The sequence below is a fragment of the Streptomyces sp. VTCC 41912 genome, assembly GCF_045799175.1.
In the GTDB taxonomy this organism is placed as follows: Bacteria; Actinomycetota; Actinomycetes; order Streptomycetales; family Streptomycetaceae; genus Streptomyces; species Streptomyces albulus_C.
The window spans coordinates 444403-469717 of sequence record NZ_JBJMAB010000001.1; the positions used below are offsets into that span (position 1 = coordinate 444403).

Annotated in this window: 24 protein-coding genes; 13 read left to right on the forward strand and 11 right to left on the reverse strand. The window is 74.0% G+C overall.

Going from position 1 to position 25315, the window contains the following annotated elements:
- Positions 1–147: 147 nt before the first annotated feature.
- Both ACJ6WD_RS02035 and ACJ6WD_RS02040 read left to right on the forward strand, forming a co-directional pair.
- Positions 148–891, forward strand: a complete 744-nt coding sequence (locus ACJ6WD_RS02035; RefSeq protein ID WP_407615010.1) for an ATP-binding cassette domain-containing protein — start codon at positions 148–150, stop codon at positions 889–891.
- Positions 892–901: 10 nt separating this feature from the next.
- Positions 902–1804 carry a class I SAM-dependent methyltransferase gene (locus tag ACJ6WD_RS02040; RefSeq protein WP_407615011.1) on the forward strand — a complete coding sequence of 301 codons (903 nt, stop codon included), beginning with the start codon at positions 902–904 and terminating at the stop codon, positions 1802–1804.
- A gap of 37 nt (positions 1805–1841) precedes the next feature.
- Here the strand turns inward: ACJ6WD_RS02040 and ACJ6WD_RS02045 are convergent, their stop codons facing one another.
- A complete protein-coding gene (locus ACJ6WD_RS02045) occupies positions 1842–2276 on the reverse strand; it encodes a DUF6314 family protein (RefSeq protein WP_407615012.1) in 435 nt (144 codons plus the stop codon).
- A 202-nt stretch (positions 2277–2478) separates the two neighbouring features.
- On the opposite strand from ACJ6WD_RS02045, the gene ACJ6WD_RS02050 reads away from it, so the two are divergent.
- The gene (locus ACJ6WD_RS02050) at positions 2479–3948 is read left to right on the forward strand and encodes an aldehyde dehydrogenase family protein (protein ID WP_233656424.1); all 1470 of its coding nucleotides are present in this window, start codon (positions 2479–2481) and stop codon (positions 3946–3948) included.
- Positions 3945–5537: an APC family permease gene (locus ACJ6WD_RS02055; RefSeq protein WP_233656423.1), complete on the forward strand. Its 1593-nt coding sequence runs from the start codon at positions 3945–3947 to the stop codon at positions 5535–5537. Before ACJ6WD_RS02050 ends, ACJ6WD_RS02055 begins: the two co-directional genes overlap by 4 nt.
- 62 nt (positions 5538–5599) lie before the next feature.
- Here the strand turns inward: ACJ6WD_RS02055 and ACJ6WD_RS02060 are convergent, their stop codons facing one another.
- Both ACJ6WD_RS02060 and ACJ6WD_RS02065 read right to left on the reverse strand, forming a co-directional pair.
- On the reverse strand, positions 5600–6676 hold the full coding sequence (locus ACJ6WD_RS02060) for a HoxN/HupN/NixA family nickel/cobalt transporter (protein ID WP_407615107.1): 1077 nt from the start codon (positions 6674–6676) through the stop codon (positions 5600–5602).
- A 263-nt stretch (positions 6677–6939) separates the two neighbouring features.
- Entirely contained in the window at positions 6940–7257 is a 318-nt protein-coding gene (locus ACJ6WD_RS02065) for a hypothetical protein (RefSeq protein WP_407615013.1), read from the reverse strand.
- Between the two features lie 257 nt (positions 7258–7514).
- On the opposite strand from ACJ6WD_RS02065, the gene ACJ6WD_RS02070 reads away from it, so the two are divergent.
- The 3 genes from ACJ6WD_RS02070 (at position 7515) to ACJ6WD_RS02080 (ending at position 11308) form a co-directional block, all read left to right on the forward strand.
- Complete coding sequence (locus tag ACJ6WD_RS02070; protein WP_407615014.1) at positions 7515–9800, forward strand: heavy metal translocating P-type ATPase; 2286 nt, start codon at positions 7515–7517, stop codon at positions 9798–9800.
- 249 nt (positions 9801–10049) lie between these two features.
- The gene (locus ACJ6WD_RS02075; RefSeq protein ID WP_233656420.1) at positions 10050–10508 is read left to right on the forward strand and encodes a DUF6153 family protein; all 459 of its coding nucleotides are present in this window, start codon (positions 10050–10052) and stop codon (positions 10506–10508) included.
- An 89-nt stretch (positions 10509–10597) separates the two neighbouring features.
- Entirely contained in the window at positions 10598–11308 is a 711-nt protein-coding gene (locus tag ACJ6WD_RS02080) for a DUF305 domain-containing protein (protein ID WP_407615015.1), read from the forward strand.
- A gap of 59 nt (positions 11309–11367) precedes the next feature.
- Here the strand turns inward: ACJ6WD_RS02080 and ACJ6WD_RS02085 are convergent, their stop codons facing one another.
- Entirely contained in the window at positions 11368–12006 is a 639-nt protein-coding gene (locus ACJ6WD_RS02085) for a TetR/AcrR family transcriptional regulator (RefSeq protein ID WP_233656417.1), read from the reverse strand.
- 116 nt (positions 12007–12122) lie between these two features.
- Between ACJ6WD_RS02085 and ACJ6WD_RS02090 the strand changes: the two genes are divergently transcribed.
- The gene (locus ACJ6WD_RS02090; RefSeq protein WP_407615108.1) at positions 12123–12497 is read left to right on the forward strand and encodes a VOC family protein; all 375 of its coding nucleotides are present in this window, start codon (positions 12123–12125) and stop codon (positions 12495–12497) included.
- Between the two features lie 30 nt (positions 12498–12527).
- Here the strand turns inward: ACJ6WD_RS02090 and ACJ6WD_RS02095 are convergent, their stop codons facing one another.
- On the reverse strand, positions 12528–12983 hold the full coding sequence (locus tag ACJ6WD_RS02095) for a MarR family winged helix-turn-helix transcriptional regulator (RefSeq protein ID WP_407615016.1): 456 nt from the start codon (positions 12981–12983) through the stop codon (positions 12528–12530).
- A gap of 171 nt (positions 12984–13154) precedes the next feature.
- On the opposite strand from ACJ6WD_RS02095, the gene ACJ6WD_RS02100 reads away from it, so the two are divergent.
- Positions 13155–14045, forward strand: coding sequence for an MBL fold metallo-hydrolase (locus ACJ6WD_RS02100; RefSeq protein WP_407615017.1), 891 nt, complete (start codon positions 13155–13157; stop codon positions 14043–14045).
- Positions 14046–14243: 198 nt separating this feature from the next.
- On the opposite strand, the gene argJ is transcribed toward ACJ6WD_RS02100, so the two are convergent.
- Positions 14244–15434, reverse strand: coding sequence for a bifunctional glutamate N-acetyltransferase/amino-acid acetyltransferase ArgJ (argJ, locus tag ACJ6WD_RS02105; RefSeq protein ID WP_233656413.1), 1191 nt, complete (start codon positions 15432–15434; stop codon positions 14244–14246).
- A 245-nt stretch (positions 15435–15679) separates the two neighbouring features.
- On the opposite strand from argJ, the gene ACJ6WD_RS02110 reads away from it, so the two are divergent.
- Positions 15680–17305 (forward strand): glutamate-cysteine ligase family protein, encoded by a 1626-nt coding sequence (locus ACJ6WD_RS02110; RefSeq protein ID WP_407615018.1) that lies wholly within the window; start codon positions 15680–15682, stop codon positions 17303–17305.
- A 33-nt stretch (positions 17306–17338) separates the two neighbouring features.
- Here ACJ6WD_RS02110 and ACJ6WD_RS02115 read toward each other — a convergent pair whose 3' ends face one another.
- From ACJ6WD_RS02115 to ACJ6WD_RS02125, 3 genes are all read right to left on the reverse strand, one after another.
- Positions 17339–17929, reverse strand: a complete 591-nt coding sequence (locus ACJ6WD_RS02115; protein ID WP_267952222.1) for a MarR family transcriptional regulator — start codon at positions 17927–17929, stop codon at positions 17339–17341.
- Between the two features lie 83 nt (positions 17930–18012).
- A complete protein-coding gene (locus tag ACJ6WD_RS02120; RefSeq protein ID WP_407615019.1) occupies positions 18013–18984 on the reverse strand; it encodes a LysR family transcriptional regulator in 972 nt (323 codons plus the stop codon).
- Between the two features lie 73 nt (positions 18985–19057).
- A complete protein-coding gene (locus tag ACJ6WD_RS02125; RefSeq protein WP_233656409.1) occupies positions 19058–19720 on the reverse strand; it encodes a TetR/AcrR family transcriptional regulator in 663 nt (220 codons plus the stop codon).
- A gap of 108 nt (positions 19721–19828) precedes the next feature.
- Between ACJ6WD_RS02125 and ACJ6WD_RS02130 the strand changes: the two genes are divergently transcribed.
- Together ACJ6WD_RS02130 and ACJ6WD_RS02135 are read left to right on the forward strand one after the other, a co-directional pair.
- Positions 19829–20758 (forward strand): zinc-binding dehydrogenase, encoded by a 930-nt coding sequence (locus ACJ6WD_RS02130; RefSeq protein ID WP_407615020.1) that lies wholly within the window; start codon positions 19829–19831, stop codon positions 20756–20758.
- An 84-nt stretch (positions 20759–20842) separates the two neighbouring features.
- On the forward strand, positions 20843–22075 hold the full coding sequence (locus tag ACJ6WD_RS02135; protein ID WP_331246479.1) for a SpoIIE family protein phosphatase: 1233 nt from the start codon (positions 20843–20845) through the stop codon (positions 22073–22075).
- Between the two features lie 24 nt (positions 22076–22099).
- Here the strand turns inward: ACJ6WD_RS02135 and ACJ6WD_RS02140 are convergent, their stop codons facing one another.
- On the reverse strand, positions 22100–22780 hold the full coding sequence (locus tag ACJ6WD_RS02140; RefSeq protein ID WP_233656405.1) for an adenosylcobinamide amidohydrolase: 681 nt from the start codon (positions 22778–22780) through the stop codon (positions 22100–22102).
- A gap of 406 nt (positions 22781–23186) precedes the next feature.
- Here ACJ6WD_RS02140 and ACJ6WD_RS02145 point away from each other — a divergent pair, with 406 nt between their 5' ends.
- Positions 23187–24176 carry a LuxR C-terminal-related transcriptional regulator gene (locus ACJ6WD_RS02145; RefSeq protein WP_407615021.1) on the forward strand — a complete coding sequence of 330 codons (990 nt, stop codon included), beginning with the start codon at positions 23187–23189 and terminating at the stop codon, positions 24174–24176.
- A gap of 274 nt (positions 24177–24450) precedes the next feature.
- Here the strand turns inward: ACJ6WD_RS02145 and ddaH are convergent, their stop codons facing one another.
- Positions 24451–25233, reverse strand: coding sequence for a dimethylargininase (gene ddaH / locus ACJ6WD_RS02150; RefSeq protein WP_233656749.1), 783 nt, complete (start codon positions 25231–25233; stop codon positions 24451–24453).
- Positions 25234–25315: the final 82 nt, after the last annotated feature.

Below are 25315 nucleotides of genomic sequence, written 5' to 3' on the forward strand. Positions count from 1 at the left end.
TCGCCGGGACATCGCCGGAGGGCGCCGCCGGGTGATCCGTGCAGGCGCTCTCATCCGGCTCTCACGTTCCGCTCATGGGTCGGTCACACGGGGTGGTTACGGTCGATCCCGGAGCCGCGGCCCGGCGGCCCGTGAGGAGACGGCACCGTGTACCACCTGAGCGGCGTGACCAAGCACTACCGACGCGGCGGTGACCTGGTGCGGGCCCTGGACGACGTCGGTTTCTCCCTGGCGGCCGGCGGTGCGCTCGCCGTCCAGGGGCCGCCCGGCGCGGGCTCTTCGACGCTGTTGCGGATCCTGGGCGGACTGGAGCGCCCGACCCGGGGCAGCGTGCTGCTCGACGGTACGGATCTGGCCACGGTCACCGCGTCCCGGCTCGGCCGGATCCGCACCGAATCGATCGGGCTGCTCGGCACCGGCGACGACGAGGCCCTCGGGTCGCTCGCCGGGTCGACCGTGCGGCAGGGCGTGGCCGCCGCGCTGGCCCCGTTGGGGCTGCGGCCGGTGGACCGCTGGGAGTTGGCCGGGGAGGCGCTGGCGGCGGTCGGGCTGGCCGACCGCGGCGACCTGCTGCCGGGGCAGTTGGACCGGTACGCGCGGCGGCGGGCGGCGCTGGCCCGGGCGTTGGTCAAACGGCCCGCGGTGCTGCTCGCGGACCGGCCGACGGAGGGGCTGCCGCCGGCCGCCCGGGCGGACTTCGCCGCGTTGCTGCTGCGGGTGTGGGGCGAGTACCGGCTCACGTGCGTCGTCGCCACCGACGACGAGGCGCTCGCCGGCCGGGCGACCCGGCGGCTGGCGCTCGCCGGCGGCCGGGTGGCGGCGGTCGGCCGGGTGGCCGGTACCGGTCGGGGCGGGGCGACGGCCTGGTGTGCGGGCGGCGTCGACAGGTAGAAGAGGGGGCATGACCACAGAACAGAGCGAGTCCACCGACCGGGCGGTGCCCGCCCGACCCGTCGGCGCACGACCGGGGCCGCCCGGCACCGCGGAGATGGTGCGTGCCAACGAGGCCAACTGGGACGCGCGCACCCCGGTCCACGTCGCCAGTGCCTTCTACGGGCTGGACGGGACGCGGAGCGCCGAGGACTGGTTCGCGCCGTTCGAGTGGGCCGACCTCGGGGACGTGGCCGGACGCGACGTGCTGCACCTCCAGTGCCACCTGGGCACCGAGACCGCGGCCTTCGCCGACCGGGGGGCGCGGGCGGTGGGGCTGGACTTCTCCGCCGAAGCGGTGGCACAGGCGCGGCGGCTGGCCGCGGCGGCCGGGCGGGAGATGGAGTTCGTCCGGTCGGACGTGTACCGCGCGGTGGAGGCGCTCGGCGACCGTCGGTTCGACGTGGTCTACACCGGCAAGGGCGCGGTCTGCTACCTGCCGGACCTCGCCGCCTGGGCGGGGACCGTCGCCGAACTGCTGCGGCCGGGCGGGACGTTCTACCTGGTGGAGTTCCACCCGCTGCTGAACGCCCTCGGCGCGACGCCGCCCGCGGACCCGGCCGCCCCGCCGCTGTTGCTCCGCAACGACTACCTGGCCGGTCGGGGCGCGCTGCGCAGCGACACCCCCACCACCTACACCGACGGCCCGCCCCTCCAGGGCGCCACGACGAGCTACGAGTGGCGGCACGGCGTCGGCGAGGTCGTCACCGCGGTGGTCGGGGCCGGGCTGACCGTGCAGAGCGTGCGGGAGACGGAGGTGCTGCCGTGGCCGCGCTTCCCGTCGATGGTGCCGGACGCCGACGGCTGGTGGCGGCTGCCGGACTCGGAACCCATCATTCCGATGCTGTACGCGCTGAAGGCGGTCAAGCCGTAGCGGAGCGCGGGGCGGCTCGCACCGGTGGGCGCGGGCGTCAGTCGGCCCGGCGGTGGACCGAGCGCAGCAGCTGGTCCTTGTGCGGGCCGGTGACCCGCCACGTCAGGTCCCAACGGTCCGCTGCGAGGACGGTGAAGGTGCCCTCGTAGTGGTCCGCGGCGCAGGGGTGGACCGCGGTCCACCGGCCGCTGCGCAGGTCCAGGTCGTGGAAGGGCCGGCCGTCTTCGAAGGTGACGGCGGCGGTGCCGTCGGTCCGGGGCCGCAGCCACAGCGTGCGGGTCGCCGGGTGCTCGACGCCCTGCCAGGTCAGCACGCCCTCCTCGGCATGGCGCAGCGCGCCGTCCGGGCCGTCCGGGATGAAGTCCGCGGTGCCCCGGAAGGTGCCGGTGGTGTCGGCTCGCAGGTCGTGCACGGTGCGCTCGATGTGCCAGCGGCCGGCGAGGTACGCGGCGGCGTCGGGGACGAGGTGCATGCCCCCATTGTCGGACAGCGCCGGTCGGTCACCCCATCGGCCCCACCCCGCACCCCGCCCGCGCGCGCCGCCGTCGCGCACCGTGCACTCCCCCGACGCCCCCCTTACGCTCGGTACCCAGATCACCACCGTCAGAGATCACCGCGGCAGGGCGCCCGTCCCGTGCGTGCCCCCGCCCGGAGACGAGACCGGAGGCGCACCCATGCCGGAGCTGTTCATCGGCGGTCAGTGGACCGCAGCGGCCGACGGGCAGGCGCGGGAGATCCGCTGCCCGGCGGACGGCACGCTGGTCGCGACGGTCGACGAGGGCGGCCCGAAGGACGCGGCGGCCGCGGTCGCCGCCGCCCGGCTGGCGTTCGACGACGGGCCCTGGCCCGGGACCCCGGCCGCCGAGCGCGGGCGGGTGGTGCTCCGCGTCGCCGAGCTGCTGGAACGGGACCGCCAGGCGCTGGCCCGGGCCGAGTCGCTGGACACCGGCAAGCGGCTGGTGGAGAGCGGCTACGACATGGACGACATCGCCGGCTGCTTCCGGTACTTCGGCAACCTCGGCGCGTCCGGCGGCACCGACCGGGTGGTGGACGCCGGGACGCCCGAGGTGGACAGCACCGTGCGGCACGAGCCGGTCGGGGTCTGCGCGCTGATCACGCCGTGGAACTACCCCCTGTTGCAGACCGCCTGGAAGGTCGCGCCGGCCCTGGTCACCGGGAACACCTTCGTGCTGAAGCCGAGCGAGCTGACGCCGCACACCGCGATCCACCTGATGCGGCTGCTGGCCGAGGCCGGGGTGCCGGACGGCGCGGCGAACCTGGTGCTGGGCACCGGCCCGCTGGTGGGGGCGCCGCTGACCGAGGATCCGCGGGTGGACCTGGTGTCGTTCACCGGCGGGCTGGTGACCGGCCGTCGGATCATGGCCGCGGCGGCCCCCACGGTCAAGAAGATCGCCCTCGAACTGGGCGGCAAGAACCCCAACATCGTCTTCGCGGACGCCGACTTCGACACCGCCGTCGACTACGCCCTGACCGCGGTCTTCCTGCACTCCGGGCAGGTCTGCTCGGCCGGCGCGCGGCTGCTCGTCCAGGACGAGCTGCACGACCGCTTCGTCGACGAACTGGTCGCCCGGGCCCGGCGGATCCCGCTCGGCGGCCCGTTCGACGAGCGGGCCCGCACCGGGCCGCTGATCTCCGCGGAGCACCGGGCGAAGGTCGCGGCGTACGTGGCGGCCGGGCTGGCCGAGGGCGCCGTACTGCGCTGCGGTGGGGCGCCACCGGACGATCCGGAGTTGGCGGACGGCTTCTACTACCTGCCGACGGTGCTCGACGAGTGCACCCCGGACATGTCGGTGGTGCGCGACGAGTCGTTCGGGCCGGTGCTGACCGTGGAGCGGTTCCGGGACGAGGCGGAGGCGGTGTCGCTGGCCAACGACACGGTGTACGGGCTGGCCGGGGCGGTGTGGACCCAGGACGCCGAGCGTGCGCACCGGGTGGCGTCCCGGCTGCGGGCCGGCACGGTGTGGATCAACGACTTCCATCCGTACGTGCCGCAGGCCGAGTGGGGCGGGATGAAGCAGTCCGGGGTCGGCCGGGAGTTGGGGCCGGCCGGGCTGGCGGAGTACCAGGAGGCAAAGCACGTCTGGCGGAACACCGCGCCGGTCCCGCAGAGGTGGTTCGAGTGAGCGGTTCCGTGCCACCGGGCTCCGGCGCCGGCGGTCCGTCCGGCGACGGCGGGCACGACGCGGGGCACGAGGACGGGGCGCTGGCGGAGCTCGGCTACAAGCCCGAACTCAAGCGGACCCTCGGCACCTTCCACACCTTCGCCGCCGGCATCAGCTACATCTCCATCCTCACCGGCACCTTCCAGCTGTTCTACTTCGGCGTGAGCCACGGCGGTCCCGCGTACTGGTGGTCCTGGCCGATGGTCTTCGTCGGCCAGCTGATGGTGGCGCTCTGCTTCTGCGAGCTGGCCTGCCGCTATCCGGTGGCCGGGTCCATCTACAACTGGGCGAAGCAGCTCGGCGGTCCGCACGTGGGCTGGCTCGGCGGCTGGATGATGCTCACCGCGTCCATGGTGTCGCTGGCCGCGGTGGCACTGGCGTACCAGGTGACGCTGCCGCAGATCTCGTCGTGGTTCCAGTTCGTCGGGGACGGCACCGGCAAGACCGACGCGGCCGCCAACGCGGTCCTCCTGGGCGCCGTCCTGATCGCCTTCACCACCCTGGTCAACGCCTTCGGCGTGAAGCTGATGGCGCGGATCAACTCGGCGGGCGTGGCCATCGAGCTGATCGCCGCCGTCGTGCTGATCCTGCTGCTGGCGGCGCACGTCACCCGCGGCCCGGCGACCGCGCTGACGGACACCTTCGGCAAGGGCCAGGGCCAGAGTCTGGGGTACCTGGGCGCGTTCCTGACCGCCTCGCTCGCCTCCGCCTACGTCATGTACGGCTTCGACACCGCCTCCTCGCTCGGTGAGGAGTCCAAGGATCCGGCCCGCAACGCGCCCCGGGCGATCCTGCGGGCGCTGGTCGCCTCGTTCCTCATCGGCGGCCTGATCCTGCTGTTCGCGCTGCTGGCGGTGCCCGACCTGCACGACGAGCGGTTGTCGGTGGACGGCCTGCAGTACGTGGTCCTGGCCACCTTGGGGTCGACGGTCGGTCAGGCCGTGCTGTGGTGCGTGGTCATCGCGATCACCGTCTGCGAGCTGGCGGTGCACACCGCGGCCATCCGGCTGGCGTTCGCGATGGCCCGCGACAACAACCTCCCGGCGTCCGGGCAGCTGGCCCGGGTCAGCCCGCGGTTCCAGACGCCGGTGGTGCCCGCGATCGTGATCGGGCTGGTCGGGATCGTGATCCTGCTGATCAACGTCGACCAGCCGCAGATCTTCTCGGTGATCACCAGCATCGCGATCATCATGATCTACCTGGCCTACCTGATGGTGACGCTGCCGATGCTGGTGCAGCGGCTGCGCGGCAACTGGTCGGTGCCGAAGGGCAGCTTCTCGCTGGGCAGGTTCGGGTTGCCGGTGAACGTGCTGGCGGTGCTCTGGGGCCTGGCGATGTCGATCAACCTCGCCTGGCCGCGCGCGGCGGTCTACAACGCCACCGGCCCGCAGCACTGGTACCTGCGCTGGGGCGCGTTCGTGTTCATCGGTGTGGTGGGGCTGGGCGGGTTCGCCTACTACTGGTTCGTGCAGCGGCACCGCACCGGCGTGCTGGCCTCGCACGCCGCCGAGGACGCCGGTTCCGGCGACGCCGCAACCCCCGCGCCCTGACGCCGGCGCCCCGCGGCCCGCCCGGAGAGCGGGCCGCGGGGCGCCGGGGCGGCACGGTGGGATCAGTCCGCGGCCGGCTCCTCCGCCGGGCGGACGTGGGCCGTCCACTTCTCCTCGATGCGCCCGAACTTCCAGACGGCGAGGGCGACGATCCAGGTGAGGAAGAACAGTCCGACGATGGCGAAGCCGATGACGTTGAGGTCCAGGCCGCCGACCCAGTTCCAGAAGGCGCCGTGCAGGTCGAACTTGTCGGCGAGCAGGCCGAGGAGCTCCACCGTCCCGATGATCAGGGCGACGGCCACCGAGAGACCGGTGATGGTGAGGTTGTAGTAGACCTTGCGGACCGGCTTGGAGAAGGCCCAGCCGTAGGCGAAGTTCATGAACGAGCCGTCGATGGTGTCGAGCAGGCTCATGCCGGCAGCGAACAGCACCGGCAGGCAGAGGATGGCGTACCAGGGCAGCCCGGAGGCGGCACCGGAGCCGGCCAGTACCAGCAGCGCGACCTCGGTGGCGGTGTCGAAGCCGAGGCCGAAGAGCAGGCCCAGCGGGTACATCTGCCAGGGCTTGGTGATCGACTTCATGACGCGGCCGAGCAGGCGGTTCATCAGGCCGCGGTTGTTGAGCTGGTCCTCCAGCGCGGCCTCGTCGAAGTCGCCGGCCCGCATCCGCCGGAAGACCCCCCAGATCCCGACCAGGATCACGATGTTGATCGCGGCGATGACGTAGAGGAAGACGCCCGAGACGGTCGTGCCGATCAGGCCGGTCACCGCGTGCAGCTGGGAGTTGTCGTCCTTGACCGGTCCGGCGAGCGCCTTGACGCCGAGGGACAGCAGGAACGCCAGGCCGAAGACGATGCTGGAGTGGCCCAGCGAGAACCAGAAGCCGACCGAGAGCGGCCGCTGCCCCTCGTGCATGAGCTTGCGGGTGGTGTTGTCGATGGCGGCGATGTGGTCGGCGTCGAAGGCGTGCCGCATGCCGAGGGTGTACGCGGTCACCCCGATGCCGATGCCGAAGCTCTTGGTGCCGAGGCTGTAGTGCTCCGGGGCCACGATCGCCACCAGGGTGAACCAGCCGATCACGTGCAGCGCGAGAATGAACCCGGCCATGCCCGCCATCCGCCCCCACTCGGCGCGGGTCATGGACCGCGCGATCCGCTGTCGGCGTGACGGCGGGGCCTGTCCGGCCAGGGTCAGGGCGGGGGGCGTAGGCATGGCTGGTACTGCTTTCTTCCGTTCGGCACCGGCCTCTACCGGAGCACCCCCCTACATTCCTGCGGGTTGGTTTTACTTGCAACCAATGTGCAGTAAAGCTCCCGGCTGCTCTCGTGGTGGAAAGAGTCAAGACCGGGGGCGGTGGCCGGGGCCGGCGCAGCCGCTCGGGCGGGGCACGGCGGCCCGGGCGGTCAGTGCCGACGGGCGCCGCCGGCCGCCTGGCGGTCGCCGCCGGTGACTCCGTCCGCACCCGCGTCGGCGGGGGTGCCGGCGGTGACCGCCGGGGTCTTCAGGTCGAGGGCGTAGCCGCCCTCGGCGACCCGGAGTCCGCCGGGCGCGGCCGGGGCGGTCGCTCCGCCGCTCCGCCCGGCGTGCCCGGCGTGCCCGGCGTGCCGGGCCGCGGGGGCGTCCGGCAGTACGGGGCCGACCGCCTTCCCCACGCCGTAGGCGGAGCCGAACGTCGCGGCGAGCGCGGTGGCGAAGATCCCGACCTTCAGTCCGGTGTGCATGGCGCAATCCCTCCTCAGGGGCCGCCGGTGGCGGGTACCGCCGGTGTCGCGGCCGATCGATGCGCCCACACCATACCCCCAGGGGGTAACAAGTCAACCCGCCACGGGTGCTTGCCATGCATACGGGCGGGGGGTATACATGAGTCACGCCGACCGGATACCCCCCTAGGGTATTGGCGGCCGGGTCGCAGCCCCTCTTGACCGGCCCGCACGCACCCCGTCCGCACCCCTATTTCCGTGAGCTGCGAGGAGCAGACATGACCACCACCAGCCCCGGCGCCACCGAGGTCGAGCTCGCCATCGGCGGCATGACCTGCGCCTCCTGCGCGGCCCGGATCGAGAAGAAGCTCAACCGCATGGACGGGGTCGAGGCCACCGTCAACTACGCCACCGAGAAGGCGAAGGTCGCCTTCCAGGACGACGTGTCGGTCCGGGACCTGATCGCCACGGTCGAGGCCACCGGGTACACCGCGCAGGAGCCCGCGCCGCTCGTCCCCGCCGGTGGGGACGGCACCGCGGGCGGCACCGGGGGCGACACGGGCGGCACCGCGGAGACCGACCCCCTGCGGCCGCTGCGGCAGCGGCTCGTCACCGCGGTCGCACTGGCCGTCCCGGTGATCGTGCTGGCCATGGTCCCGGCGTTGCAGTTCACGTACTGGCAGTGGCTGTCGCTGACGCTGACCGCACCGGTCGTCACCTACGCCGCCTGGCCGTTCCACCGCGCCGCGTGGACCAACGCCCGGCACGGCGCGGCCACCATGGACACCCTGATCTCGGTCGGCACCTCCGCCGCGTTCCTGTGGTCGCTGTGGGCGCTGTTCTTCGGCACCGCCGGCACCCCCGGCATGACCCACCCGTTCGAGCTGACCATCGCCCGCACCGACGGCGCGGGGAACATCTACCTGGAGGCGGCGGCCGGCGTCACCGCCTTCATCCTGGCCGGCCGGTACTTCGAGGCGCGCTCCAAGCGGAAGGCCGGCGCGGCGCTCAAGGCACTGATGGAACTGGGCGCCAAGGACGTCACCGTGCTGCGCGACGGCCGCGAGGAGACCGTGCCGATCGGGCGGTTGCGCGTCGGCGACCGGTTCCTGGTCCGCCCGGGCGAGAAGATCGCGACGGACGGCACGGTGGTGGACGGCGCGTCCGCCGTGGACGCCTCGATGCTGACCGGCGAATCGGTGCCGGTGGAGGTCACGGCCGGCGACGGCGTCACCGGTGCCACCCTCAACGTCGGCGGCCGGCTCGTCGTGGAGGCCACCCGCATCGGCGCGGACACCCAACTGGCCCGGATGGCCAAGCTGGTGGAGGACGCGCAGAACGGCAAGGCGGCGGCCCAGCGGCTCGCCGACCGGATCTCCGCGGTCTTCGTCCCGGTCGTCCTCGCGCTCGCCCTGGCCACCCTCGGCTTCTGGATCGGCAGCGGCGCCGGCCTGACGGCCGCCTTCACCGCGGCGGTCGCGGTGCTGATCATCGCCTGCCCGTGCGCGCTGGGGCTCGCCACGCCGACCGCGTTGCTGGTCGGCACCGGCCGCGGCGCACAGCTCGGCATCCTCATCAAGGGCCCGGAGGTCCTGGAGAGCACCCGCAAGGTCGACACCATCGTCCTGGACAAGACCGGCACCGTCACCACGGGCCGGATGACCCTGCTGGCCACGCACACCGCGGCGGGCACCGACGAGGCCGAAGTGCTGCGGCTGGCCGGTGCGTTGGAGCACTCCTCGGAACACCCGATCGCGCGGGCCGTGGCGGCGGGCGCGAGCGCGCAGGTGGGCATCCTGCCGGTGCCGGAGGACTTCGCCAACATCGCCGGGCTCGGCGTCCAGGGCGTCGTCGACGGGCACGCCGTGCTGGTCGGCCGGGAGCAGTTGCTGGCCGCATGGGCGATCCCGCTCCCTGAGGAGCTGGCCCGGGCCAAGGCGGCGGCCGAGGCGAACGGGCGGACCGCGATCGCGGTGGCGTGGGACGGCGCGGCCCGGGCCGTGCTGGAGGTCGCCGACGCCGTCAAGGACAGCAGCCCGGAGGCGATCCGCCGGCTGCGCGCGCTCGGCCTGACGCCGGTGCTGCTGACCGGCGACAACGCGGCGGTGGCGCGCTCCGTCGCGGCCGAGGTCGGCATCGACGCGGACCGGGTGATCGCCGAAGTGCTGCCGCAGGACAAGGTCGAGGTGGTCCGGCGCCTCCAACAGGAGGGCAGGACCGTGGCGATGGTCGGCGACGGCGTCAACGACGCGGCGGCGCTGGCCCGGGCGGACCTCGGGTTGGCCATGGGCACCGGGACCGACGCCGCCATCGAGGCCGGCGACCTCACCCTCGTACGGGGTGACCTGCGGGCCGCGGCCGACGCCATCCGGCTCTCCCGCCGCACCCTGGGGACCATCAAGTCCAACCTCTTCTGGGCCTTCGCGTACAACGTCGCGGCGCTGCCGCTGGCCGCGACCGGGCTGCTCAACCCGATGATCGCGGGGGCCGCGATGGCCTTCTCCTCGGTCTTCGTCGTCGGCAACAGCCTGCGGCTGCGGGGGTTCCAGGCCGCGGACCAGTGACGCACCGGGAAGGGGCCGAGGCCCCGGCGGCACCGCACCAGATCTGTCACCGGGGCGCTCGTGGCCGGCGGCGAGCGGGGGAGGCCGGGGAGACTTCCCGAATCCCCTTTCCCTCTCGTCCGGCCTGACGGCACCGGCACTCCGCGACCAGACCCGACCCCACCCCCCGGGGGTATGTGGGTGAGGGGTGGGGGTGCGCCGCCCGCCGGACGCGGCCTGCCCTACCCTCGGATCCGGGAGGTCGAGGAGATGCGGACGAACCGGCGGATGCGGGCGGCCGGTGCCTGGGGGCACCTGCTGCTGGTCGCCGTGCTCGCCCTGGGCGTCTTCGCGATGCACACCCTGGGCCACCCCACGGGCCACTCCGACACGCCGGACGCCCGTGCGGCGACCGCCGCGCACGGCGCCGCGGCCCGCACCCACCCGGCCCCGGCCGCCGGGCCGGCCGCGCACCAGCGACACGCCGCCGCGCACCCCGGGGCCGTCTCACCCGGCCCCTCCTCACACGGGCCCGGCGCGGGGATGGACATGACGTCGCTGTGCCTGGCCGTCCTGGGGAGTTGGGCGCTGGCCGCCCTGCTGTACGGGGCGCTGCGCCGCCGGACCGACTGGCTGGTCCCGCTGCGCGCCGGCACGCTCGCCCGGATGCGGCCCCATCCCCCGCCGCGGCCCCCGGACCTCGCCGAGCTGTCGATCCTGCGGATCTAGGCCGAACGCCACCGCGGGCGCCCCGCGCTGCCCGCACGCCCCCGCGTTCGTCCGAGTAGTCCACCGCACAGACAGCACGAGGTATCGATATGACCGCGCATCAGCGCACCGACCGCCCCGCCCGCCGGACTCCCCGTCCCGGGGCCCGCCGACTGGCCCTCACCGCACTCGCCGCCTCCGCGGTCCTGCTCCTCGCCGCCTGCGGCGGCGCCACCGAAGCCGACCGCAAGGGCTCCGCGGACCACGGCGGCAGTCCGTCCGCCACCGCCGGCGGCAACCCCGCCCCGGGGCCGGTCGGCGACACGGACGTGAGGTTCGCGCAGATGATGATCCCGCACCACCAGCAGGCCCTGGAGATGGCCCGGCTCGCCGACGGCCGCGCCACCGACCCGGAGGTCAAGAAGCTGGTCGCGGCGATCAAGCAGGCGCAGGACCCCGAGATCCAGCGGATGCGCGCCTGGTTGAAGGCGTGGGGCAAGCCCGAGTCCGCCGGCGCCATGCCGGGCATGGACCACGGCTCCGGCTCCATGGACCACGGTTCCGGGGCCGGCGGGCACGGCTCCGGCATGTCCGGGATGATGTCCGACGAGGACATGAAGGCGCTCAAGGCCGCCAAGGGCCGCGCGTTCGACCGCGCGTTCGCGACGATGATGATCGCCCACCACAAGGGGGCGATCGACATGGCCAAGGACGAGCAGCGGCGCGGCCGGAACGCCACCGCCAAGAAGCTCGCGGACGACGTCGTCCGCGGCCAGGCCGCCGAGGTCGCCAAGCTGACCGCACTCCTCGACCGGCTCTGACGCCCCGCGCCGGCCGCCGCGCCCCGCACCCCGGGGGGGGCGGCGGCCGGCCCGCGGAACTACCGGACCGCGTAGCGCCCCAGGGCCGGTTCGAGCTGGTCGAAGACCCGCTCGGCCTCGGCGCCGATCGTCGCGGCGATCTCCGCTTCGGGGTCGCCGGCCAGCGTGCGTTCCTGGATGCGCACGAACAAGAGGCGCAGTGCGGCGGCCAGTTGGGCGGCCGCGGCGCGGGGCAGGACGTCGTCCGCCGGCGCGCCGGTGGCCGCGGCGAGCGCGCCGGCCAGCGCGCGTTCCCGCTGCTCGTGCAGTTCCCGCAGCCGGGCCGTGAGGGTGGGGCTGTCGGCGACCATGTGGGCGAAGGCCGGCCCGGCGAAGCCCGCGACGGGGTCGCGCTCGCGCAGGGCGGTGCCGAAGGCGCGGCGCACCGCGGCGAGCGCGGACTCCCCCGGCTCCCGGGCGTCCACGGCGCGGGCGAGGCTCGCGGTGAACTCCTCGTGGTGGTCGAGCGCCAGGTCCTCCTTGCGCGCGAAGTAGTTGGTGACCGTCTTCTTCGCCACGCGGGCGGCGGTGGCGATCTCCGCGATCGTCGTCGCCTCGAAGCCCTGCCGCTGGAAGAGGCGGGTGGCGTGGTCGGAGATCAGTTGCCTGGTCTCCTGCTTCTTGGCCTCGCGGAGGCCCAAGGGGGGCTCGACATCCATGGCACGACTTTACCTCCGACATAAAAAGCCCCTTGACCCCTCCATGCCCTCATTCTAAATTTACGCCCGTCGTAATTTTTGCGGTGCGCGTCGCCGCCCGCCCCCGAGGAGACCCCATCACCATCACCGCTTCCACCGTCTCGTTGACCGTCGACGAGGTGTCCGCCTCCCGCGACTTCCTGATCGCGCACTTCGGCTACACCCAGGTCGCGGCCGCCGACGGCTTCGCCAAGCTGACCCACGAAGCGGCCGCCGTCGACCTCGTGCTGTTGCAGCGCGGCACCGAGATGCTGCCCGCCGCGCAGCGCGACCAGCGGGCCGGCGGCCTGATCCTCGCCTTCACCGTCACCGACCTCGCGGGCCACGAGGAGCGCCTGCGCCGGGCCGGGGTGCCGCTCACCATGCCGCTGCGCGAAGAGCCCTGGGGCGAGCGCCTGTTCCAGGTCACCGATCCGAACGGCGTGGTGCTGCAACTCGTCGAGTGGGCCTGAGGGCGGCGCGGCGCCCCGACCGCCCGCGCGTCACCGCTGCGCCGGCGGCGCGCCCTTCGCGGGGTGCGCCACGGCACGCGCCAACAGGCCCTGCAACGCGCTCCGTTCCTCCTCGTCGAGTCCGGCGAGCGGGGACTCGGCCTCCAGGAGTGCGAGCAGCCGGGCGCGGAGTTCGGTGCCCTGCGGGGTGAGGACGAGCTGCTTGGCGCGGCGGTCGACGGGGTGCGGTCGCCGCTCGATCAGCTGCTGCTTTTCGAGCTTGTCGACGACGAACGTGGCGTTGGAGGGCTCGCAGCTCATCCGCTCGGCGAGCTCCCGCATCGTCAACGGCCCGGCCAGTTCGCGCAGCGCGGTGGCCTGGGGGGCGGTGAGGCCCAGCGTGGCCGCGCGCCGGCGGACGTGGTCGGCGATCTGCTGGGCCAACCCGTTCACCAGGCCGCACAGCTGGCGCTCCGCGAGGGCCTGTTCTTCCGGGTTCGTCGTCATGGGGTCATCCTACCAAGTACACCTAGCCTAAATAATCCGAGCTTGAATCATTAAAGCTTGATGCTTATGGTGGCGGTGTCGCCGCGTTCCGGTGCGGCGCCGGCGCCCCGCCGCAGTGGGGAGCGCCGCAACACCCCTGCCCCGCACGCCCCTTCCGAAAGGACCGCGACCATGAGCACCGCCGCACCCAGCACCCACGAACGTCTCCGCCGACCCGCCGTCCGCCGCTCCCTGCGGCTCGGCGCGACCACCGTCACGTACGTGCCGGACGGCGCGGTGCAGCTGGTCCCGCGCCGCTGGCTGCCGGACACCACGGACGCGACCTGGGCCGCGCACCCCGAGTACCTGGACGCGACCGGCAACCTGGTGGCGGGCGTCGGCGGACTCCTGGTGGAGCACGGCGACCGGGCGCTGCTGATCGACGCCGGCGTCGGACCGCAGTCGTTGCCGGCCGAACCGGGCAACGCCCACGGCGCCCTGCACGGCGGCGCGCTGCTGGACAACCTCGCCGCCCTCGGCCGCACGCCGGCCGACATCGAGGCGGTGGCCGTCACCCACCTCCACACCGACCACCTCGGCTGGGCCTGGCACCCCGCCCCGGGCAGCGACCGCCCCGCCTTCGCGCACGCCGACTACCTGATCGCCGAGCCCGAGTGGGCCCACCGCGACCTGATGGCGGCGCACGGCATCGGCCCGGAGATCCTCGGCGCACTGGCGCCCCGCGTCCGGACCGTGGCGGACGGCGAGGAGGTCTTCCCCGGCGTGCGGATCCGGTTCTACGGCGGCCACACACCGGGGCACGCCGGCTACGAAATCACCGCGGGCGGGCGGCGGTTGATCGCCTTCGGCGACGCCCTGCACTCGCCGATCCAGATCGGCCACCCGGAGTGGCGCGCGGCCCCCGACCACGACCCCGCGGCGGCCGTCGCCGCCCGCCGCCGCCTGATCGCGGAACTCCGGGAGCCGGACACCGTCGGCTTCGGCATCCACTTCGCCGACGTGGTCTTCGGGCGGGTCCGGGCGGACGGCGACCGAGCGGCCTGGCAGCCGGTCGACGCCTGAGCGGAACCGTCCCGCACCGGCGCCCTGTTGGAAGGCCGGTCCGGTGAACAGCCGGCAGCAGGGTGCCCAGGCGGTGCGCGCCGGCCGCCACCCGCTGCGGCGCGCCGGCCGCCGACCCCTGCCACTGCCACTGCCACTGCCACTGCCACTGCCACTGCGGGACGACCAGCAACGGGCCGGGGCCGTGGGCGGGGCGGTTCACGTCGTGTAGTCCGCGTTGATCCGGACGTACCCGGGGGACAGGTCGCAGCCGAACACGGTCGCCGCGCCGTCGCCGATGCCGAGGGTGACGGCGAGGTCGACCTCGCTGCGGCGCAGCGCGGCGGTGAGGTCCGCGAGCAGTTCCGGGGTCGGCTCGGTCGGGTAGACCTCGGTGCCGCCGAAGGCGACGGTGACGCGGTGCGGCTCGATGTCGCGGTCGTCGGTGTTCTTGCCGACGGCCATCAGGACCCGTCCCCAGTTGGGGTCCGCGCCGTAGACGGCGGTCTTGACCAGGGGCGAGTTGACGACGCTCTTGGCGATGCGCTTGGCCTGCGCGGCGTCGCGCGCCTCGGTCACGGTGACCCGCAGGAGCTTGGTGGCGCCCTCGCCGTCGCTGGCGAGCTGCCGGGTCAGGTCCAGACAGAGGGCGGCGAGGGCGGCGGCGAACTCTTCGGGATCGACCGGGCCGGCCGCGCCGTTGGCGAGCACCGCGACGGTGTCGGAGGTGGAGGTGTCGGTGTCCACGCTCAGGCAGTTGAACGTCGCGTCGACGGCCGTCCGCAGCGCCCGGTCCAGGTCCGTCGCGGCGAGTTCGGCATCGGTGACGACGTAGGCCAGCATCGTGGCCATGTCCGGCTCCAGCATGCCGACGCCCTTGGCGACGCCGACGAGCCGGGCGGCGCCGACCGTGCGGACGGCGGTCTTCGGGCGGGTGTCGGTGGTCATCATGGCCCGCGCCACGTCCAGCGGCGCCGCGGTGAAGGCGTCGGGGCCGCGCTGTGCGGCCCCGTCGAAGTGCGCCCGGATGGTGTCCATGGGCAGGGGGCGCCCGATCACGCCGGTGGACCCGATGAGCACCTCGTCGTCGGAGAGGCCGAGGATGCCGGCGACCCGGCCGACCACTTCGGCGGCGTGCTCGGCGCCCTGCCGGCCGGTGGCGACGTTGGCGTTCTGCGCCAGGGTGACCACGGCGCGCAGTCGCTGTCCGGCGGCGTGGGCGCGGCTGAGGACGACCGCGGGTCCGGCGAAGAGGCTCTTGGTGAACATGGCGGCGCTGACGGCCGGTCGGTCGGAGGCCACGATCGAGACGTCGTCGCCCTGGTCGCGCAGTCCCCCGTGGCCGGTGTACGCGCGAAAGCCGGTCGGCCATGCCGGTGCCACACCCTCGACAGAATAATCATGCGTCATGTTGCATACATTTGCAGTCGCGGGGTGTCCTGTCCAGCGCTTTTCGCACCTCGTTCCGCCCCGACGGGGCACACCGCGGCCCGCGATGGCCCGATCCGGTGCAGGGGAACGACGCTCAGGTTTGCGGCGAGCGCGCCCGGAACATGAATCAACCGCCCCGGCGCCAGCCGCTCCGCGACGCGCCCCGCGCACCGGGCGAACGGCCCCGGCCGCGCCGTCGAGCACGTCATCAGGCGAGGAAAGGTATGCCAGCCCATGCCCCACGTGCCGCCGCCCACCGCACCGCCCACCACCACCCCACGGCCACCGCGCCACCACCGCGCCCGCACTCCCGCCGCATCCACCAGCCGTCACGTCAACACAGCGCAGACGAAGGGCAGTTGCTGGCCCCCACAACCCTGCCGCGCCCTCGACGCGCGGCCTCGCGGATGAGCCGGCCGACCGCCGACCGGGGCGGGGCCACCGCCCCCGCGCCCCGCCGCCGCATCGGGTTGGAACTCGAATTCCCGGTCGTGGCACGGGACACCGGCCGCGGCATGGACCGCGGCACGGCGGCGCGCCTGTGGCCCGCCTTCGTCGCCCGAAACCCCGGGTGGTCCCTCGCCCGGGAGCAGGTCACCGGCGTCACCCTCGGCGTGACCCGCCCCAACGGGGCGTTCGTCGACCAGGTGGACACCGACACCGGCATCTGCACGGTGGAACTCTCCCTGGCCCCCGCGGAGACCATCGGCCGGGCGGTCGCGGGCGCCCACGCGATCCTGCGCGACCTCCACCGGCTCCTCGACCCCCTCGGCCTCACCGTGCTCGGCGCCGGCATCCAGCCGCACACCTGGTTCGACGCCGCCCGCAAGACCCGCAAGGACTGGTACCTGCTGCTGGCCCGCCGCTGGCACTACCACCACTGGTTCGTCCCGATCGCCTCCCACCAGGTGGCGGTCGACGTCGCACCAAACGAGGCGGCCCGGGCGGTGAACGTGCTCAGCGGCTTCGCGGGGGTCTTCACCGCCCTCACGGCCGGTTCGCCGATCGCGCGGGGGCGGATCCAGCCGTGGAAGGAGACCCGCAACTGGGTGTGGCACGAGCGGAGCGGCAAGGTGTCGGCCGAGGAGGCCCGTTACACCTCCAACGGCATTCCGCCGACCCCCTACGCCGACGTCGGCGCGTACCTCGAACACTTCTGGGCGTCCCGCCTCTACTTCCTCACCGACGGCAAGACCAGCGGCTGCGAGGTGCTCGGCGGCCGCTCCTTCCGGGACTTCCTCATGTCCCCGGAGCCGGTGCCGGCCCGGCGGGTCGACGGCGAACGGATCATGATCGCCCCCGACCGGCAGATGCTCGACCGCATCCACCAATACGGCTGGCCGGCCGCCAAGTTGCACTACGGCTTCGACGCGCGCACCGACCTCGACGACGTCCGCACCGCCCTCACCCGGGGTCGGCTCGGGCCGTACTTCGAGGAACACGCGGTCCGCTGCTACGTGGAGAACCGCACCAGCGGCGTCGCCCCACCGGGCGAGGAGGGCGTGGCCGCGGCCCTCACCCTCGGTCTCGTGGAACGGCTCGACGACGCCGAGGCGTTGCTGCACAAGGTCGCGTGGGACGACTGGCGCGCCCTGTGGGTCCGCGCCAGCGCACACGGCCTCGCCGCGGAGGACGCCGATGCGCTGGCCCGGATCCGGGAGCTGCTGGAACTCGCCGCCGACGGCCTGCGCGCCCGCGGCGCCGGGGAGGAGACCTTCCTCGCGCCGCTCTTCACCCGCCTGGACCGGCGCGAGACCCCCGCCGACCGCATGCTCGCGGCGTTTCGCGCGGGCGGCGTCCCCCGCCTGCTCGACGCCTTCGGCCACACCCCCGACGCCACCGCCCCCTGACGCCACCGGCCCCCGCGGACCGCGGCCGGCCGCTCACGCCTTCGACCGGCGCCGGCCGCTACGCCGCGGCGCCTGCTCGGCGCCGCCGAGCAGGCTCGACCGCCGTTCCGCACCGTGGCTCTCGACCTGCCCCACGACCCGGCGCAGCAACTCCGCCGCGCAGCGGCACTCCGCGTCGTCCAGCCGCCCGGTGACGAACGCCTCCTCGGCGTTGAACTCCGGCACCACCCGACCCATCAGGGCCTCGCCGTCGGCCGTCAACCGGAGCAGCACCAGCCGGCCGTCCGCGGGGTGGTCGGCGCGCCGCAGCAGGCCGCGGGACTCCAAGGTCCGCACGACACCGGTGAGCGTGCCCTTGGAGATCCCGACCTCCTCGGCGACGTGCCGGGTCTCCGACTCGCCGCGGACCCACACCACCCAGAGCACCACGAACGCGGTCCACGTCAGGTCCGGGCCGCGCAGCACGGAGTTCTCGACGTGCTGCCGCACGGCCGCCGCCGCGCGGTGGATGCCGGCGACCAACGCCATCTGCTCGTGGTGCACCGGGAGGCCGCCGAGCTTCACCTCGACCAGTCTGCCGGTCTCCTCAACGGAACGCTGGCCCAGCACGGACCCCTCCTCCATCGGCGGCGCACACGTGCCCCACGCGGCGGACGCGGGACCGTTCGGAGCCGAAATGTAGCCACCGAACGGGACGAGTCGGCGCGTCACACGCCGCCGCCGGACGGCGCTACGCCTTCCGGCCGACCGCCTGCCCCTCCGTCGGCGGGGCTCCCGACCGCTCCGGCACCCGGGAGCCCGTACGACGCGAAGGGCCGGCCGGTGACGAACTCCCGGAACTTCAGGGCGGCCGCGGACACGTAGGCCTCCCGGTCCCAGACCAGGCTCAGGACCCGGTGGCAGTCGGGGGCGTCGAGGCGCAGCCAGGCGGCGGGCACGCGCGCGGGGAGCCGGCGGGACATCTCCGGGACGAGGCCGATGCCCAGGCCGGCGCCGATCAGGTCCCCGGTGGCGCCCGGCTCGTCGCCCTCGCAGGACAGGACCGGGGTGCGGCCCTCGGCGGCGAACAGCCGCTCCAGCAGGGCGCGCGGCCAGGTGCCGATGCGGGTGGTGACGAACGGCTCGTCGACGATCTCGGCGACGGTCACGCGGTCCCGGCCGGCCAACCGGTGGCCGAGCGGCACGGCCAGCAGCACCTCCTCCCGGGCCAGTTCGACGCTGTGCAGGGTCGGGCCGGTCAGCGGCTGGGAGGCCAGGCAGAAGTCGACCTCCCTGGCGCGCAGTCGGCGTTCCATCTCCGGCGCGGTGGCCTGGCGGAGCACCACGTCGGCACGCGGGTGCGCGGCACGGAAGTCGCCCAGGACGTGGGTGAGGGTCAGCAGGGTCTCGGCGGCGAGGGCGACCCGGCCCAGGACCTGGTCGCGGGCGTCCCGCACCGCACGCCGCCCGTCGTCGAGTTCGCCGAGCGCGCGCTCGACGTGCCGCAGGAACGTCACGCCGTACGCGTTGAGCCGGATCCGGCGGCCCCGTCGGTCGAAGAGCGCAGTGCCCAAGTCGGCTTCGAGGCGGGCGATGACGCGGCTGAGCGAGGGCTGCGCGACCCGGAGTTCCTCCGCGGCCCGGCTGATGTGTTCGTAGCGGGCCACGACCTGGAAGTAGCGCAGCTGAAGGAGGTCCATCGTCGCCCTTTCCTCGTGCCTGCCGAGCATCTTCACACGGCGGCGGCGCCGCGTTCGGGCGGGGAGCGGGCCGTCAGGGCGCCGGCGCCGGGGCGACGGTCAGGCTGAGGGACGCGGGGAGGGCGGCGCAGGCGGTGCGCAGGTGGGTGGCCAGGTCGCCGCGGGTGGGGGTGCCCGGCGAGGACGTCCAGGTGTCCAGGGCGCAGTGGAACGCGGCGACGAGCAGGTCGACGGCGAGCCGCGGGCGCAGGTCGGCCGGGTCGGCGAGGCCGAACCTGCGGCGCAGCAGTTCGGTCGCGGCGCGGCTGGTGTCCTGGCAGAAGCGCAGGCCGTGGGCGTCCATGGACGGGGTGCGGGCGGCCAACTGGCGGTTGAGGCGGACGCGTCGGGGCCAGTCGGTGGCGGGCATCCGCTCCAGTGCGGCGAGCACGGCGTCCTGGAGGAGCGTCACGAGCGGTCCGCCGGTGGGCTCGCGGGTCTCCAGGTCGTCCAGGAAGGTCCGCCACAGGTCCTCCAGCGGCGCCATGGCGACGTCTTCCTTGCTGGTGAAGTGGCGGAAGAAGGTGCGCTTGGAGGTGTCCACCGCATCGCACAGCTCGTCGAGGGTCACGCCCTGGAAGCCGCGCTCGGTGAAGAGTTCCAGGGCGGTGCTGATCAGCGCTTCCCGGGTCCGCAGCTTCTTGCGTTCGCGCAGCGGGAGGCGGTCGGCGGCGAGCGGCGGCGGTGGGGTGCCCATGGCGACAGCGTACCCGAGGGGTGAATGCCACTTGCAGGCTTATGCCACTGAGTGGCATAACTGTGCGGAACCGGGTCTCCCACCACCTCACGAAGGGTGCACCGCGCCATGCGTGCTCTGCTCGTCGACCACTCCGCCCCCGCCGGCCTCCGGATCGGCCGGGCCCCCGACCCCGACCCCGCCCCGCACCAGGTCCTGGTGCGGGTGACGGCGACCTCCCTCAACTACGGCGAGGTCGCCGTCGGCCTGGAGCAGGCCGCGGCCGGCACCGTCCTGGGATGGGACGCGGCGGGGGTGGTCGAGCGGGCGGCGGCCGACGGTTCCGGCCCGGCCGCCGGCACCCCCGTGGTCACCCTCGGACCGGCCGGCGGCTGGGCCGAACTCCGCGCCGTGGACACCGACTTGCTGGGCGTGGCGCCGGACGGCGCCGACCCCGGAGCCCTCAGCACCGTCCCGGTGGCCGGGGCCACCGCGCTGCGCGCCCTGCACCGGGTCGGACCCCTCCTGGGACGACGCGTCCTGATCACCGGCGCCACCGGCGGCACCGGCCGCTACGCGGTGCAGCTCGCCCGCCTCGGCGGCGCCCACGTCATCGCCTCCACCGGCTCCCCGGAACGGCACGCCGAGGGCCTGCGCGCCTTGGGCGCCCACGACGTGGTGGCCGGCCCCGACCGGCTCACCACGGCCGTGGACGGGGTCGTCGACCTGGTGGGCGGAGCGCAACTCGTCGCCGCCTACGACCGGTTGGCCGAGGGCGGCACCCTGGTCGCGGTCGGCCACTCCGCCGGCACGGACGAGACCTTCCCGTACGGGGCGCTCTTCGGCGACCAGGGGCGGCACGACCGCTCGCTCGCCACGTTCTTCCTGCTCGGCTGCACCGGACTCGCGCGGGACCTGACCTGGCTCGCCGAGCGGGTGGCGGCCGGCGACCTCACCCCGCACCTGGCCTGGCGCGGCGCCTGGGACGACGCCGCCGGGGCCGTCGACGCCCTGCTCGGCCGGCGGCTGCACGGCAAGGCGGTCCTGGACATCGCCTGAACCGGGCCCGTAGCCGGGCGGGGCGGGCCGGTGGTGCGTAGCGTGGTGGCTGAGAGGGGGCGACCCTTCCCAGGAGGCGCGCACGTGGAGCCGGAACTCGACTACCGGGCGGTGTTCGCCGCGACGCCGAGTCCGTACCTGGTGCTGGGGACGGACCTGGTCGTCGTGGACGTCAACGACGCGTACTGCCGGGCCACCAACCGCACGCCCGAGCAGCTGGTCGGGCAGCACCTGTTCGTCGCGTTCCCGGACAACCCCGCGGACAGCATGGCCGACGGGGTCCGCAACCTGGGCGCCTCGCTGGCCCGGGTGCTGGAGTCCGGCCGGGCGGACACCATGCCGGTGCAGCGCTACGACATCCCGGTGGTGCACCGGCCGGGCGCCTTCGAGGAACGCTGGTGGTCGCCGATCAACACGCCGGTCCGCGGACCGGACGGGGAGGTGGCCTACATCATCCACCGGGTCGAGGACGTCACCGACTTCGTGCGCACCCGCCGCTTCCACGGCGGTCCCCTGGCCCAGCGGGCACAGAGCATGGAGGCCGAGCTGTACGTGCGGGCCCGCGAGCTCCAACGGCTCAACGACGAACTGCGGGCCGCGCACGCCCGCGAGCGGCAGGTCGCGGTCACCCTCCAGGAGGCGATGCTGCACTCCCCCGACCTGGCCCGGCACGAGGACGTCGCGGTGCGCTACCTGCCGGCGGTGGGCTCGCTGAACGTGTGCGGCGACTGGTACGACGCCGTCGACCTGGCCGACGGCCGCTTCACCGTCGCCGTCGGCGACGTGGTCGGCCACGGTCTGGAGGCCGCCACCGTCATGGGCATGCTGCGCAGCGCGCTGTCCGCGGCCAGCCGGGCGGTGTCCGGGCCGGCGCAGGCGCTGGAGGTGCTGGGCCTGTACGCCCGCTCGGTGGAGGGGGCCCTGGCGACCACCGCGGTCACCGCCCTGATCGACACCCGCTCGAAGCTGATCGTCTACTCCAGCGCCGGCCACCCGCCGCCCGTACTGGTCAGCGCGGGCGGCGCCTGCCGGCTGCTGGACCAGGCCACCGACCCGCCGTTGGGGGCCCGGCCCGAGCACGTGCCGCGTCCCCAGGCCGGCTGCGCCTACCGCACCGGCGACACCCTGGTGCTCTACACCGACGGCCTGATCGAGCGCCGGGACGAGGACATCGACGCCGGCCTGGGCCAGCTCACCGCGGCGCTGGCCGACTTGAGCCGGCTCAGCCCGCAGCGGCTGGCCGACGCCGTGCTCGCGCGGCTGGGCGTGTCCGGCGGCGCCCGGGACGACGTCGCCCTGGTCGTCGTCCGCCTGTGACGCCCGGGCGACGGGTCGACCGGGTCAGGACGGCGGGAGGGCGCCGCCGACGGCGCGGTGGACGGCCCGGGCCAGCCGCGCCCCCCACAGCGAGCGCGGCCCGGCGAAGGCGTGCGCCTGCTCTCCGGGGCGCGGGGTGCGGGCGGCGACGCACACCGCGTCGGTGGGGGTGCCCGAACAGTCGTGGCCGGCCTCCAGCAGGGCCTGGACCTTGGCTTCGGTGGCGGTGGCCACCGCGTTGACCAGGGCGGCGTCCGTCAGCGGCACGGGCAGCGCGACCACGATGTTGATCGTGCCGGGACCCACCGGGGCCGTGGCACGTTCGGCCGGCACCGCGGCCCAGCCGCGGACCGTGATGCCGGCGCTCGCGACGGCTTCGACGCCCCCGTCCGCCGCCTGACCGTGACGGGTGACGTCGGCGGCCGTCATCAGCCCCACGCCCGCGCCCCGCACGCCCGCGTCGCGGGCGAGTTCGGCGAGGTGGCGGTCCGGGTCGGTGCGGCGGTAGCCGTGGGCGACCTGGGCGTTGAGGACCCAGGCGCGTTCGCCGAGGCCGCCGCCCAGCACGGCGGTGCTGATCATCCGCCAGCCCGGACCGGCGACCCACAGCAGCGCGTGCAGGCGCTCCCCGTCCTCGGTGCGGGACGTGCGCCCGACGGGCAGCAGACCGGCGCGGGTACGGGGCGGCGGGAGGACGGCGGTCACCGGGCGGGCTCCAGGGCGGGGCAGGGCAGGGCAGGGCAGGGCAGGGCAGGGCAGCCGATCGTACGCGCCGCCCCGGGGCGGTCGGACCGCCACCTCGCGGCGCTCGCCCCGACCGGCGCCGACGGCGCTCCCGCACGCCGCCGAAAGGGAGACTCAACCGCCTCTTCATAGCGGAGCGTTGGGAAATCCGTAGCCTTTGGACATTCCGGTCCGGTGCGCGGCGGGAGTCGTGCGGAGCGGCGATACCCGCCCCGCAGAACGCCGGCGAATCTCGGCCAGAATCGGCCCGATCGCCTTCGAACATGATCGCTTACCCTGACCACTGCCGCGGAACAACGAGGTCCGCATCCCGGGAGGAGGCCGCACAGGCCACCTGGTGGACCGTTGTCGCGATCACGAAAGGGGAATGATGAACGCCACGCCGCACGTTGGGCAGAATTCACCCGATGACGCATTCCTGCAATTAGTCTACGGCGCCGTGTGCGGCCCGTTCGGCGAGGAAACCGACGCCGCGGAAATAGCCATCGAACTCGGCGTTCCCCTCACCGAAACGACCGCCGCACTCACCGAACTCACCGCACTGGGACTACTCCGGAACGGACCGAATCAGGGATGGGTCGCCATCTCCCCGCACGAAGCGGTGAGCCGGGTCATCGGGCCGCTGGAACACGAGATGCACACCCGGCGCCTCCAGATCGAGCGGGCGCGGCGGCGCATGATGTCCTTCGCCTCGACGTTCGACACCCATGCCCGCGGCGGCGGCGGGCAGATCGAGCTGATCGAGGACCTCGCGGACGTGCGGCGGACGATCGCCGAACTCAGCGCGCGGGCCAAGCGGGAGATCCTGACCGCCCAGCCGGGCGGCGGCCGCCGTGAGGACGTCCTCGTGGAGGCGGCCCCCCGCGACTACGACACGCTGCGCAGGGGCGTCACGATGCGCATGCTCTACCAGCACACGGCCCGGTCGAGCCTGGGCACGCAGTCGTACGTGGAGCAGGTGACCCGGCTCGGCGCGCAGGTGCGCACCCTGGACGACCAGTTCATGCGCTTTTTGGTGTTCGACCGGGAATGCGCGGTGTTCGCGGTTCCGCAGAGCCAGGACGCGGCGGTGCTCGTCCGGGATCCCTATGTCGTGGACTTCATCACCGACGTGTACGAGCGCATGTGGTTGACGGCGGTGCCGTTCACGGTCGACGCGGATACGCAACCGGAAATCACCCATGACGTGAAGGAGGCCATCATTCGGCTGCTCACCGCCGGGTTGACGGATGCGGCGGTCGCCCGGCGGCTGGGCATGTCGGTGCGTACCTGCCGCAGACACGTGGCGGAAATCATGGCCGCGCTGGGTGCCGAAAGTCGTTTTCAGGCCGGATATCTGTTGGCGGTGCACGAATAGGGCGGAAAACGAGTGCTCGGCCCGGCGACGCCCCGCCGCGCCCCCGCACCGCCTGCCGCATCGGTTACCCCGGTCCGTCGTCGCGACCGTGCCACGGGTGAGGGCACGGCAGCCGACGGACGGGCCCGGTGCACGAGGTGGCCTCGGCGGTGACGGTGGATGGGGAGAATTTCAGTCATCGCCGAGGGCCCGCGGGCGACGGCTTGCGACGTGCCCGCGCCGGAGCCCCGTGCGACGCCCGGCCGGGGTGCACGGGGCTGCGGCGCGCGGCCGGTCAGCGCGCCGGACGGAGCTCCAGGGTGCAGCACTTCACGCTGCCGCCGGCCTTGAGCAGTTCGGTCAGCTCCACCCCGATCGGGAGGAACCCGCGGGCGCTCAGCTCCTGCTTGAGGTGGACCGCGGCATCCGGCAGCAGGACGTGCCGGCCGTCCGAGAGCGCGTTGAGTCCGAAGACCGCGGCGTCCTCGGCGGTGGCGCGGATCGCGTCGGGGAACAGTTCCCGCAGCACGGCCTGGCTGCCCGGGGTGAACGCCTCGGGGTAGTACATGACCTCGTCGTCGGAGAGCACCGCGAGCGCGGTGTCCAGGTGGTAGAACTCGGGGTTCACCAGGGTCAGGCCGATGACCGGCAGGCCGAAGAACTCCTGGGCCTCGGCGTGCGCCCGCGGGTCCGTCCGGAATCCGGTGCCGGCCAGCACCTTCCGCCCCACGACCAGGTAGTCGCCCTCCCCCTCGTTGATGTGCTCGGGCCAGTAGACGTCGGTGTAGCCCTGGGCGACGAACCAGGAGAGGTAGGCGGGGCCTTCGGCGGTCCGCTCGACGTGCCGGAACCGGGCCCCGAACACCCGGCCGTCGACGACGGTGGCGCCGTTCGCCGCGAAGACCATGTCGGGCAGCCCGGGGAGCGGCTCGATCACCTCCACGGTGTGCCCCAACGACCGGTAGAGCTCGACGAGTTGGGTCCACTGGGCGAGGGCGAGAGCGCCGTCGACCGGCTTGCCCGGGTCCATCCACGGGTTGATGGAGTAGGTCACGTCGAAGTGCCGGGGCGGGCACATCAGGAACCGGCGGGGCGTGGCGATCCGCGCGGGCGCTGCGGTGCCGGCCTCGGTGGCGGTGGTGGGTGACACGGCGTTCTCC

What these genes read in the sequence shown, in the direction of transcription:
- ACJ6WD_RS02075 (WP_233656420.1), top strand. Translation starts at nt 10,050, where the DNA reads ATGCGGACGAACCGGCGGATGCGGGCGGCCGGTGCCTGGGGGCACCTG.
- ACJ6WD_RS02060 (WP_407615107.1), bottom strand. Translation starts at nt 6,676, where the DNA reads ATGACCCGCGCCGAGTGGGGGCGGATGGCGGGCATGGCCGGGTTCATT.
- ACJ6WD_RS02050 (WP_233656424.1), top strand. Translation starts at nt 2,479, where the DNA reads ATGCCGGAGCTGTTCATCGGCGGTCAGTGGACCGCAGCGGCCGACGGG.
- ACJ6WD_RS02045 (WP_407615012.1), bottom strand. Translation starts at nt 2,276, where the DNA reads ATGCACCTCGTCCCCGACGCCGCCGCGTACCTCGCCGGCCGCTGGCAC.
- argJ (WP_233656413.1), bottom strand. Translation starts at nt 15,434, where the DNA reads ATGACGCATGATTATTCTGTCGAGGGTGTGGCACCGGCATGGCCGACC.
- ACJ6WD_RS02115 (WP_267952222.1), bottom strand. Translation starts at nt 17,929, where the DNA reads ATGGAGGAGGGGTCCGTGCTGGGCCAGCGTTCCGTTGAGGAGACCGGC.
- ACJ6WD_RS02065 (WP_407615013.1), bottom strand. Translation starts at nt 7,257, where the DNA reads ATGCACACCGGACTGAAGGTCGGGATCTTCGCCACCGCGCTCGCCGCG.
- ACJ6WD_RS02110 (WP_407615018.1), top strand. Translation starts at nt 15,680, where the DNA reads ATGCCAGCCCATGCCCCACGTGCCGCCGCCCACCGCACCGCCCACCAC.
- ACJ6WD_RS02100 (WP_407615017.1), top strand. Translation starts at nt 13,155, where the DNA reads ATGAGCACCGCCGCACCCAGCACCCACGAACGTCTCCGCCGACCCGCC.
- ACJ6WD_RS02085 (WP_233656417.1), bottom strand. Translation starts at nt 12,006, where the DNA reads ATGGATGTCGAGCCCCCCTTGGGCCTCCGCGAGGCCAAGAAGCAGGAG.
- ACJ6WD_RS02125 (WP_233656409.1), bottom strand. Translation starts at nt 19,720, where the DNA reads ATGGGCACCCCACCGCCGCCGCTCGCCGCCGACCGCCTCCCGCTGCGC.
- ACJ6WD_RS02040 (WP_407615011.1), top strand. Translation starts at nt 902, where the DNA reads ATGACCACAGAACAGAGCGAGTCCACCGACCGGGCGGTGCCCGCCCGA.
- ACJ6WD_RS02120 (WP_407615019.1), bottom strand. Translation starts at nt 18,984, where the DNA reads ATGGACCTCCTTCAGCTGCGCTACTTCCAGGTCGTGGCCCGCTACGAA.
- ddaH (WP_233656749.1), bottom strand. Translation starts at nt 25,233, where the DNA reads ATGTGCCCGCCCCGGCACTTCGACGTGACCTACTCCATCAACCCGTGG.
- ACJ6WD_RS02130 (WP_407615020.1), top strand. Translation starts at nt 19,829, where the DNA reads ATGCGTGCTCTGCTCGTCGACCACTCCGCCCCCGCCGGCCTCCGGATC.
- ACJ6WD_RS02070 (WP_407615014.1), top strand. Translation starts at nt 7,515, where the DNA reads ATGACCACCACCAGCCCCGGCGCCACCGAGGTCGAGCTCGCCATCGGC.
- ACJ6WD_RS02145 (WP_407615021.1), top strand. Translation starts at nt 23,187, where the DNA reads ATGATGAACGCCACGCCGCACGTTGGGCAGAATTCACCCGATGACGCA.
- ACJ6WD_RS02080 (WP_407615015.1), top strand. Translation starts at nt 10,598, where the DNA reads ATGACCGCGCATCAGCGCACCGACCGCCCCGCCCGCCGGACTCCCCGT.
- ACJ6WD_RS02095 (WP_407615016.1), bottom strand. Translation starts at nt 12,983, where the DNA reads ATGACGACGAACCCGGAAGAACAGGCCCTCGCGGAGCGCCAGCTGTGC.